This is a genomic window from Myxococcota bacterium (assembly GCA_035498015.1).
Classification (GTDB): Bacteria; Myxococcota_A; UBA9160; order SZUA-336; family SZUA-336; genus VGRW01.
The window spans coordinates 24,525-33,615 of the sequence record DATKAO010000013.1 but is presented as its reverse complement, the minus strand read 5'-3'; the positions used below and the strand labels follow the sequence as shown (position 1 = coordinate 33,615).

The 9,091-nt window shown below is 71.9% G+C and carries 10 protein-coding genes, 1 other RNA gene and 1 pseudogene; 2 read left to right on the top strand and 10 right to left on the bottom strand.

Annotated elements, in window-relative coordinates; genetic code table 11:
• Positions 1-136, bottom strand: a transfer-messenger RNA (tmRNA) gene (ssrA, locus tag VMR86_01000); the annotation flags it as partial.
• Positions 137-199: 63 nt separating this feature from the next.
• Here ssrA and VMR86_00995 point away from each other — a divergent pair.
• Positions 200-1,348, top strand: a complete 1,149-nt coding sequence (locus VMR86_00995) for a class I SAM-dependent rRNA methyltransferase (protein ID HTO05609.1) — start codon at positions 200-202, stop codon at positions 1,346-1,348.
• Positions 1,345-2,016, top strand: coding sequence for a VTT domain-containing protein (locus VMR86_00990; protein ID HTO05608.1), 672 nt, complete (start codon positions 1,345-1,347; stop codon positions 2,014-2,016). Before VMR86_00995 ends, VMR86_00990 begins: the two co-directional genes overlap by 4 nt.
• Here the strand turns inward: VMR86_00990 and VMR86_00985 are convergent.
• From VMR86_00985 to ybgF, 9 genes and pseudogenes are all read right to left on the bottom strand, one after another.
• A complete protein-coding gene (locus VMR86_00985) occupies positions 1,988-3,250 on the bottom strand; it encodes a matrixin family metalloprotease (GenBank protein ID HTO05607.1) in 1,263 nt (420 codons plus the stop codon). The two genes, VMR86_00990 and VMR86_00985, sit on opposite strands and share 29 nt — an antisense overlap.
• Complete coding sequence (smpB, locus tag VMR86_00980) at positions 3,247-3,723, bottom strand: SsrA-binding protein SmpB (protein HTO05606.1); 477 nt, start codon at positions 3,721-3,723, stop codon at positions 3,247-3,249. Before smpB ends, VMR86_00985 begins: the two co-directional genes overlap by 4 nt.
• Positions 3,724-3,741: 18 nt before the next feature.
• Positions 3,742-4,083, bottom strand: a pseudogene (gene panD, locus VMR86_00975) (aspartate 1-decarboxylase).
• Positions 4,083-4,955, bottom strand: coding sequence for a pantoate--beta-alanine ligase (gene panC / locus VMR86_00970; protein ID HTO05605.1), 873 nt, complete (start codon positions 4,953-4,955; stop codon positions 4,083-4,085). The pseudogene panD and the gene panC overlap by 1 nt, the downstream one beginning before the upstream one ends.
• On the bottom strand, positions 4,939-5,748 hold the full coding sequence (panB, locus tag VMR86_00965) for a 3-methyl-2-oxobutanoate hydroxymethyltransferase (protein ID HTO05604.1): 810 nt from the start codon (positions 5,746-5,748) through the stop codon (positions 4,939-4,941). The genes panC and panB overlap by 17 nt, the downstream gene beginning before the upstream one ends.
• Positions 5,749-6,008: 260 nt before the next feature.
• The gene (gene rsmA, locus VMR86_00960) at positions 6,009-6,833 is read right to left on the bottom strand and encodes a 16S rRNA (adenine(1518)-N(6)/adenine(1519)-N(6))-dimethyltransferase RsmA (protein HTO05603.1); all 825 of its coding nucleotides are present in this window, start codon (positions 6,831-6,833) and stop codon (positions 6,009-6,011) included.
• On the bottom strand, positions 6,830-7,873 hold the full coding sequence (tsaD, locus tag VMR86_00955; GenBank protein ID HTO05602.1) for a tRNA (adenosine(37)-N6)-threonylcarbamoyltransferase complex transferase subunit TsaD: 1,044 nt from the start codon (positions 7,871-7,873) through the stop codon (positions 6,830-6,832). The genes rsmA and tsaD overlap by 4 nt, the downstream gene beginning before the upstream one ends.
• A 3-nt stretch (positions 7,874-7,876) precedes the next feature.
• A complete protein-coding gene (dksA, locus tag VMR86_00950) occupies positions 7,877-8,230 on the bottom strand; it encodes an RNA polymerase-binding protein DksA (protein HTO05601.1) in 354 nt (117 codons plus the stop codon).
• Positions 8,227-9,090 carry a tol-pal system protein YbgF gene (ybgF, locus tag VMR86_00945; protein ID HTO05600.1) on the bottom strand — a complete coding sequence of 288 codons (864 nt, stop codon included), beginning with the start codon at positions 9,088-9,090 and terminating at the stop codon, positions 8,227-8,229. Before ybgF ends, dksA begins: the two co-directional genes overlap by 4 nt.
• Between the last annotated feature and the right edge of the window lies 1 nt (position 9,091).

Below are 9,091 nucleotides of genomic sequence, written 5' to 3'. Positions count from 1 at the left end.
TGTCTTAGGTATTAACTAAGCAGCGAGAGCGAGATTTTCGTTGGCAATTAGATTGCCTTGCCGCGAGTTTTGCGAGGACTCGGCACCTCGGCACGCAGCGGGCGACCTCGACCATCCGTCGAAACCGATCGCCCCCAAACGCCCCGCATACTAGAAAGCCCCCCATGCCCGTCAAGCTGACCCTCCCCCTGGTGTGCAAATGAGCCGCAACGGCACCGTGGTGCTGCGGCGGGGGCGCGAGCGCTCGGTCGCGCTCGGGCATCCCTGGCTCCTGTCGGGCAGCGTGGCGCGCGTGGAGGGCGATCCGGCGCCGGGCGACCTCGTGGCGGTGCGCGACGAGGCCGGGGCGGTGCTGGCGCATGGCGACTGGGACCCGGACGCGCAGATCCGGGTGCGCATCCTGACCTTCGGCAAGGACGAGCCCGAGCCCGCGGCGTGGCTCGCGGCGCGGCTCCGGGCCGCGTTCGAGGCGCGTGCCGGGCATCCGTTGCTGGCCGGCAGCGACGCGTTGCGGCTGGTTCACGCCGAGGCGGACGGCCTGCCGGGCCTCGTGGTCGACCGCTACGCGGACCACCTCGCGCTGCGCGTGGGAACGCCGGGGATGGCGCGGCGCGCCGACGAGATCGGCGCGATCGCGCGCGGGCTCAGTGGCGCGCGCAGTGCATGGCTGCGCAGTGAAGGCGCGCCCGGTCGCGAGCTGTTCGGTTCCGTCCCCGATGCGCCGATCGAGATCCAGGAGTCGGGACGCGCCTACCTTGTCGACCTCAAGCACGGCCAGAAGACGGGCTTCTATCTCGACCAGCGCGACGCGCGCGACTTGTTCGCCCGGCTGGCTCGCGGCACGCGCGCGCTCGACCTGTTCGCGCACACCGGCGGCTTCGCGCGCGCGGCGCAACAGGGCGGCGCAGCCGCGGTGACCGCCGTGGAGTCTTCGCGGGAGGCGGCGGCGCTGTTGGTCCGCAACGCGCCGGGCTGCGAGCTCGTGACCGGCGACGCGAACGAGTTCCTGCGCCGCGAGACACGCGAGTTCGACCTCCTGGCCGTGGACCCGCCACCGTTCGCCAAGCGCAAGCGCGACGTGGCGGCGGCGAGCCGCGCCTACAAGGACCTGAACCTGCGCGCGCTGGCGCGGGCTGCGCGCGGCGCGCACGTGCTCACCTTCAGCTGCTCGCACCACGTGGAGCCCGAGCTGTTCCGCAAGCTCGTGTCCGCGGCGGCGCTCGACGCGCGGCGCGAGGTGCAGGTGCTGGGCGAGCTGCGCGCGCCGCCCGACCACCCGGTCTCGATCCGGCACCCGCAGGGCGAGTATCTGAAGGGCCTGCTGCTGCGCGTGGGCGGTGCGGCGTGATTCGCGGGCCGCGCCGCATCCAGAAGCTGCTCGCGCTCGCGGCCATCCTGGCCGGGCTGGGCGGGTTCGCGTACCTGTATTTCGAGAGCGGGATCCAGTGGAAGCCCGAGTCACTCCGCGACCACATCGCGGGGCTCGGCGTGTGGGGTCCGATCGCGATGATCGGCATCATGACGTTCCGCCCGTTTCTCGGCCTGCCCTCGTGGCTGGTCATGATCGCCACCGGCATGCTGTTCGGGCCCGTGCTCGGCACGGTGTGCGGCGCGGTGGGCGGCACGCTCGGCGGCGCGCTCATCTTCGGCATCGCGCGCGCGCTCGGGCGCGAGTCGGTGCAGAGCTACCTGGGCGTGGGCGCGCTGCGCTCGCTCGAGGAGTTCCTGGCGCTGCGCGGCGCGCCGTGGCTCGCGCTCTACACGGCGATTCCGGTCAGCTGGCTCACGCCGGTGTTCGCGGTCGCGGGTCTCTCGCGCATGAACTTCGGCCTGTTTCTCACCGCCACGGGGCTGGGCTTCGTGCCGCGCGCGGCGTTGTTCGCGCTCGCGGGCCGCGCCGCGGCCCAGCCCAGCGTGCGCAACATCGGACTCGCGGTCGCGTTCGGCATCGCGGCGCTGGTGTGCACGGTATTCGCGCGGCGCTGGCTCAGCGCGAAGCCTTCGGCTTCCGAGTGACCGGTGAGTCGATGTGCTGCACCGACAGCAGCACGCGCTGGAACCAGGGCCGGTAGAACTCGAAGTCCTTGGTGGCTGCGTCGGCCATGACCACCAGCACGAAGCCGTCACCCCAGTCGACCACGTCGCTCTGCTCGGCGCGCTCGGGGCCGCGCGCGATCAGGCGCGCGACCGTCTCGCCGTCGAGCTCGAACACCTCGCGGCGCACGTCGTCGCCGCGCGCGCGGCTGCGCCCGGCCAGGAGCGACAGGTGCGAGCCCACGTCGCCGCGCGAGGCCACGACCTGGATCGACGCGTCGTAGTCCCAAGACACTCCGTCGACGGCGATCCAGCCGCTCGGCGTCTTGATCACCTGCCAGCCCTTCGGGAAGTGCACCTCGAAGCCGTGGCGCGGGTCGATGGTCTCGCCCGCGAGCGTGGGCGGCTCGCGCCGCACGGCGCCGATCTTGGGCGGCTGCACCTCGGCCAGGCGCGCGTAGATCGTGCCGGGCGGGAGTGAGTAGAGCGCGCGCAGCGTGTTCTTGTCGTGCTCCGACAGCGCCTCGATGCGCCGGTCGCCCGCGACCGGGAACATGACGTCGCCCGCCAGGGGACTGTGCTGGCCCGAGACACCCAGCACGTGGCCGATCTCGTGCAGCGCCACCGCGCGCACCTGGCGCGGCGTGAGCAGGCCGACCGAGTCCGCGATGAACACCGAGGCGTCGTGGGGCGCGAAGCGGATCTGCACCTGGTCGGCGCCGGGGCCGGCCTTGGTGACCGTGCAGCGCTCGGCCTCGCCGTGCACCACGCCGAGCACCTGCCCTTCCTCGACCTCTTCGACCTCGGCGGCGAGGTGGATCGTGACCTGCGCCTCCTTGCGGCTCGCCACGCTCTGGAAGCGGGCCGGGCCGCCGAGCGCGCGCTGCCAGAGCGCGAACGCCTCGTCGACCGCGGTCACGTAGTCCTCGGGCCGGCGCTCCGCCCACTCGCCGGCGAGTGACTCGGGAATCACCGGCGGCTCCACGAAGTAGCGCAGCGGCAGCGCGTCGTCGGCCCAGCGGCACACCACCAGGCCCTCCTTGCCGTCGGGCAGGAGCTCGCGGTGCAGCGCCCAGGGCAGATAGTTCGGCTCGGGCAGGTCGGCGAAGCGCTTGGCGAAGCTCCAGTAGTCCCAGCGGTTGTGGCGGTACTCGACCGGCGCGCTCTGGCAGCCGCACAGGGCGAGCAGCAGCACGGCGGGGCAGGCGGCCTTCATCCGCCGCCCCGCTTCGCGTGGCGCCGGGTCACCTGGCGCAGGCGCCGGTCGGACTCGCGGTCGGCGATCGCCTGGCGCTTGTCGTGGAGCTTCTTGCCGCGCGCCAGCCCGAGCTCGACCTTGGCCCGGCCGTTCTTGAAGTACAGCTCGAGCGGGACCAGGGTGAGTCCCTTCTCGCGCAGCCGGCCGCCCAGGCGGTGTATCTCGCGCCGGTGCATGAGCAGCTTGCGCACGCGCTCGGGCAGGTGGTTCTCGCGGCCCGCGTACACGTAGGGGGCGATGTGCGCCTTGTGCAGGAACACCTCGCTGCCGTGCACCTGGGCGTAGGAGTCGACCAGGTTCGCGCCGCCGGCGCGCAGCGACTTCACCTCGCTTCCAGTGAGCACGAGGCCCGCCTCGATCGTCTCCTCGATCGAGTACTGAAAGCGCGCCTTCCGGTTCTTGCAGATGCTCTTGCGGGGCGGCTCGGCCAAGGCCGCCCGAGCCTAGCGGAGGGCGTTCTCCCCGTCGACGAAGCAGATGCGCGGCTGCCAGTCACGCGCCTCGTCCGAGGTCATCTGGGCGTAGCTCGCAATGATCACCAGATCGCCGGGCTTCACCAGGTGCGCGGCCGCGCCGTTGATGGCGATCACCCCGCTGCCCTCCTCGCCGCGAATCACATAGGTGGCGAGGCGATGGCCGTTGGTCACGTCGTAGATCTCGACCCGCTCGTTGGGCCACAGGTCGGCGGCGTCGGCGAGCAGCCCGTCGATGGTGATCGAGCCCTCGTAGTCCAGGTTCGCCTCGGTGACCGTGGCGCGGTGGATCTTCGACTTGAGAAACGTGCGCAGCATCAGAGTGTTTCTCCGTTGAGCAGCGTGTTGTCGATCAGCCGCGTGCCCTCGAAGCGCACCGCGAGCGCCAGCACCGCCGGGCCGCGCAGCTCGCGCAGCGGCTCGAGCGTGTCGGAGGAGACCAGCTCCACGTAGTCGAGCTCGGCCAGCGGCTCCTTCTCGATGCGCTGGCGCGCAACCGCGCACAGCGCCGCGGCGTCGCGCACGCCGGCGCGCAGGGCGGCGCGCACCTCGTGCAGCGCGGCGTGCAGCGCGGTGGCCTGCTGGCGCGCGCGCGGCGAGAGCAAGGCGTTGCGCGAGCTCATGGCCAGCCCATCGGGCTCGCGCACGATCGGCCCGCCGATCACGTCGATCCCGAACGCCAGGTCGCGCGCCATGCGCCGCACGACCGCGAGCTGCTGGTAGTCCTTCTCGCCGAACACCGCCACGTGCGGGCGAGCCGCGTTGAACAGCCGCGCCACCACCGTGGTGACTCCACGGAAATGACCGGGCCGGCTGCGGCCGCACAGCCCCGAGGTGAGCCGCTCGACCTCGACCCAGGTCGAGTCACCCGCGGGATAGATCTCTTCCACGGGCGGGGCGAACACCACGTCGGCGCCGGCCTTGCGCAGGAGCTCCAGGTCGCGCGCCAGGTCGCGCGGGTAGCGCGCGAAGTCCTCGGCCGGCCCGAACTGGGTCGGGTTCACGAAGATCGACACCACCACGCGGTCGGCGTGGTTGTAGCCGATGCGCACGAGCGAGACGTGCCCCTCGTGCAGCGCGCCCATCGTGGGCACCAGCGCGATGCGCCGGCCCATGACCCGCTGCTCCTCGGACCAGCGGGAGAGCTCCGCCGTGCTGCGGATCAGCCGCGGCTCAATAGGATTCAGCATCGCCGGGGAACTTCTGCTGGCGGACGTCTTCGGCGTACATCTCGGCGGCGCGGCGCACCACGTCGCCCAAGCCCACGTACTGGCGCACGAAGCGCGGCGGCGCGGCCTCGCCCAGGCCGAGCAGGTCGTGCATGACCAGCACCTGGCCGTCGCAGCCCACGCCCGCGCCGATGCCGATCGTGGGGATGGAGAGCGCGCGCGTGATCTCGGCTCCGAGCGCGCGCGGCACGCACTCGAGCACGACCGCGAACGCGCCGGCGGCCTCGACCGCGCGCGCGTCGCGCAGCACCTTCTCGTGACCCGCGTCGTCGCGGCCCTGCACGCGGTAGCCGCCGACCTGATGCACCGACTGCGGAGTGAGTCCCACGTGGCCCATGACCGGGATGTCGGCGCGCGCGAACGCGGCGATCCGGTCCGCCATGCGCTCGCCGCCCTCGAGCTTCACCGCGTGCGCCCCGCCCTCCTTCATCATGCGCACCGCGTTGCGCAGGGCGTCTTCCACGCTCACCTGGTAGCTGCCGAACGGCATGTCGCCGACGACCAGCGCGCGCCGCACCGCGCGACTCACCATGCGGCAGTGGTAGATCACCTCGTCGAGCGTGACCGGGAGCGTGGTGTCGTGACCCTGCACCACGTGACCCATGGTGTCTCCGACCAAGAGCGCGTCGATGCCGGCCTGGTCGAACAGGCGCGCGAACGGGAAGTCGTACGCGGTGAGCATGGCGATCTTCTCGCCGCGTGCCTTCTTGCGCGCGAAGGCGGGTACGGTGACTCGGGCTTCGGGGGTGTTCATGGGGGGCCCTCCGGCGAGCCACAAACGAATCGAGCGCCCTGATCGTCGTTGCGACGAGATCAGAAGGCGCCCTTCGCGTGCGGACTGCGGACGGCCCGATCTTCGGCCTTCGGCCTCGGGACCGACCGCATCGAACATCGCGCCTTCGGTCTCGGTCTCGTTCGAGATCCAAGCTTCCGGGCTCAATCGATGCGGACTCGCTGCGCAGAAGAGGCTAAGGGGGATCCGGCCGGAGTGTCAACTTCCGCGCGCGGCGGGCTTCAGGAACCGGCAACTGCCAGCGCATCGGCCAGCGCCGCGAACTCGCCTTCGTCGAGCGTCTCGCCCCGGCGGGTCGGGTCGATGCGCGTCGCGGCGAGCGCCGCCCCGGCCTGCGGGAACTCGAGCGCGAGGGCGCGCTTGAGCTGCTTGCGGCGCTGGCCGAAGGCGGCGCGCACCAGCCGGCGGAGTGTCTCGACGTCGGCGACACGCGGCGGTGTCGGCCGCGGGGTGAGCGCGAGGAAGGTCGAGCGCACGCGCGGGCGCGGCGAGAACTCCTCGCGCGATAGCTCGAGCAGGCGCTCGCCGGTGAACCAGAGCCGCGCGTACACGCTGAGCGTGCCGTAGGCCTCGCTGCCGGGCGCCGCCAGCACCCGGTCGGCGAGCTCGCGCTGCAGCATGCAGCCGATGCGCCGGAACGGAGAGTCGGGCACCAGCCAGTCTCCCAAGAGCCGCCCGGCGATCGAGTACGGCAGGTTGCCGACCAGGACCACGGGCTTGCAGAGCTCGCGCGCGAGCGCCGGCCAGTTGGCCTCGAGCGCATCGGCCAGCCGCACCTCGACGTAGCCCGGCAGCTCGCCTTCGGCGGCGAGCAGGGCGACCAGGCCGCGGTCGACCTCGAGCGCGAGCGTGCGCCGCGCGACCGCGGCCAGCGCGCGCGTGAGCTGACCGGTGCCGGGGCCGACCTCGAGCGCGGCGTCGGTCGCGCGCACGCCGAGCTTCTCGACGATCTGCGCCGCGACCTCGGGCCGGCGCAGGAAGTTCTGGCCGCGCGCCTTCGAGGGCGCGAGCCCGTGCGCGGCGAGCTTCTGGCGCGCCGAGGCTATGGCGCGCCCGGGGGCAGCGCGGCGCCCACGGGGATGCGCGAGAACGCCTCGAGGTCGAGCGCGGCGACACGGCCCTCGCGCAGCATGCCGTCGGCGACCGCGCCGATCATCGCCGCGTTGTCGGTGCAGAGCGCGATGGGCGGGAAGTGAGTCTCGATGCCGCGCTCGCGCGCGAGCTCGGCCATGCGCTCGCGCAGGCGCGCGTTCGCGGCCAGGCCGCCCACCAGCGCCAGGCGCGAGAGCCCGGTCTGCTCGAGCGCGCGGCGCGCCTTCTCGACCAGCACGTCGACCGCGGCCTCCTGGAACGAGGCGCACAGGTCGTCGACGTCCTGCGCAGTGAGTCCGTGGGTCGAGTCACCCTCGATGCGCTCGGCCTCGAGCGCCAGCGCGGTCTTGAGCCCGGAGAACGACAGCTCGAGGCCCGGCTCGCGCAGCATCGGGCGCGGGAAGCGGAAGCGCCCCGCGCGGCCGCGGCGCGCGGCCAGGTCGACCTCGCGCCCGCCCGGGTAGCCCAGGCCCAGCCGCTTGGCCACCTTGTCGAACGCCTCGCCCGCCGAGTCGTCGCGCGTCTCGCCCAGGAGCTCTACACGAGAAAGTGTCGTCACGCGGTAGAGCTGCGTGTGGCCGCCAGAGACCACGAAGCCCAGGAACGGGAACCCCAGCGGGGGGTCACCCAGCCGCGCCGAGGCCAGGTGGCCCTCGATGTGGTGCACGGCGACCAGCGGCTTGCCCAGCCGGTAGGCCAGCGCCTTGGCGAACGACACGCCGACCAAGAGCGACCCGATCAGTCCCGGCCCCGCCGTGCACGCGATCGCGTCGACCGAGCCCAACGGCACACCGGCGCGCTCGAGCGCCGCGCCCAGCACGCCATACAGGTGACGGACGTGGTCTCGGCTGGCGAGCTCCGGCACCACGCCGCCGTAGGGCGCATGCAGGCGATCCTGACTCTGCACGACCGACGCGAGTACCTGCGTGCCGTCGCGCACGAGCGCCGCGGCCAGGTCGTCACACGAGCTCTCGAGCGCGAGGATGAGCGCCACGGCTCAGTGCTCGAGCTTCTCCTGCTGGCTCTTGCAGTCGATGCAGAGGCTCGCGACCGGCCGCGCCTCGAGGCGCTTCAGGCCGATGTCCTCGCCGCACTGCACGCAGGTGCCGAACGTGCCGGCTTCGATCTTCGCGAGCGACGCCTCGATCTTCTGCAGCAGAGCCCGCTCGCGCTCGCGCAAGCGGCCCACGAACGCGAGACCGCTCTCCGAGGAGGCGGAGTCGATCTCGTCCGAAAAGTCATCGGGGTCCAGATGGATGTCGCCGGTGACCGCGCGCTTCGCGTTCACCATGAGCTTGTCACGCTGCTCCATGAGCATCTTCTGGAACTTCTTCTGGTCGTTCTTCTTCACGACGGACACTTCTCCAATTGACGCCGAGCCTCTGCCACACGCTCCGAGGATGGGTAGTCGTCGGCGATGCGCTTGAAGATCTGGCACGCCGCCGGCCCGTATGTGGACTGCTGCCCGGTCCGGTTTCCGATCTCCTGGAGTGAAACGCCCTGCCGGTACAGTGCGTCGGGCACCTTGTTCCCCTTCGGGAACCGCTTCACCACTCGATCGAATGCCACCGCGGCCTGCTCGAAGTCGTTCAGCTTGAAGTACGACTCGCCCATCCAGAACAGGGCATTGTCCGCGAACTCGGAGGACGGGTGAGTCTGGAGGAAGGCCTGAAACCGGTCAATGGCGTCTGCGTATTTGCCTGCGCGATACATGCTGAAGGCAGCCTCGTAGTCCCGGACCTCTTCGCTCGACGCATTCGTGGCCCCGGGCGCCGGGGTTTCCGTGGTCGGGTTAGGTGCCGCGACCGGGGCATTGGTTCCAGGCGCGGGGGCGGCCGTTCCCGGCGCTCCAGCGGCGCCTTCGGCGGGCGCAGCGGCCGCACCTGCCGCAGCTCCGGCCGCTGCGGCGCCTGGCGCCGCGGCGTGCTGCCGGTCGAGCTCCTTCTTCAGCGCGTCGACCTCGCCTTGGAGCTTGGCCACCTCGTCGCGCAGCGAAGTCACTTCGGCGTCGAGGTCGGCCAGCCGGTTGCCCGACGCCGCGCCGCCACTCGCGCCCGACTTGCTCCAGTCGTCCGAGCCCTTGCCGCCGCCGCGGCTCTCGAGCGCGTCGACCTTGCGGCGCAGGGCCTGGAACTCCGGCACGGTGACGCAGCCGGAGAGCGCGAGAAGTGAGACCGCCGCGAGACCGCGGCGGAGCAGCTTCCCGCTCAAA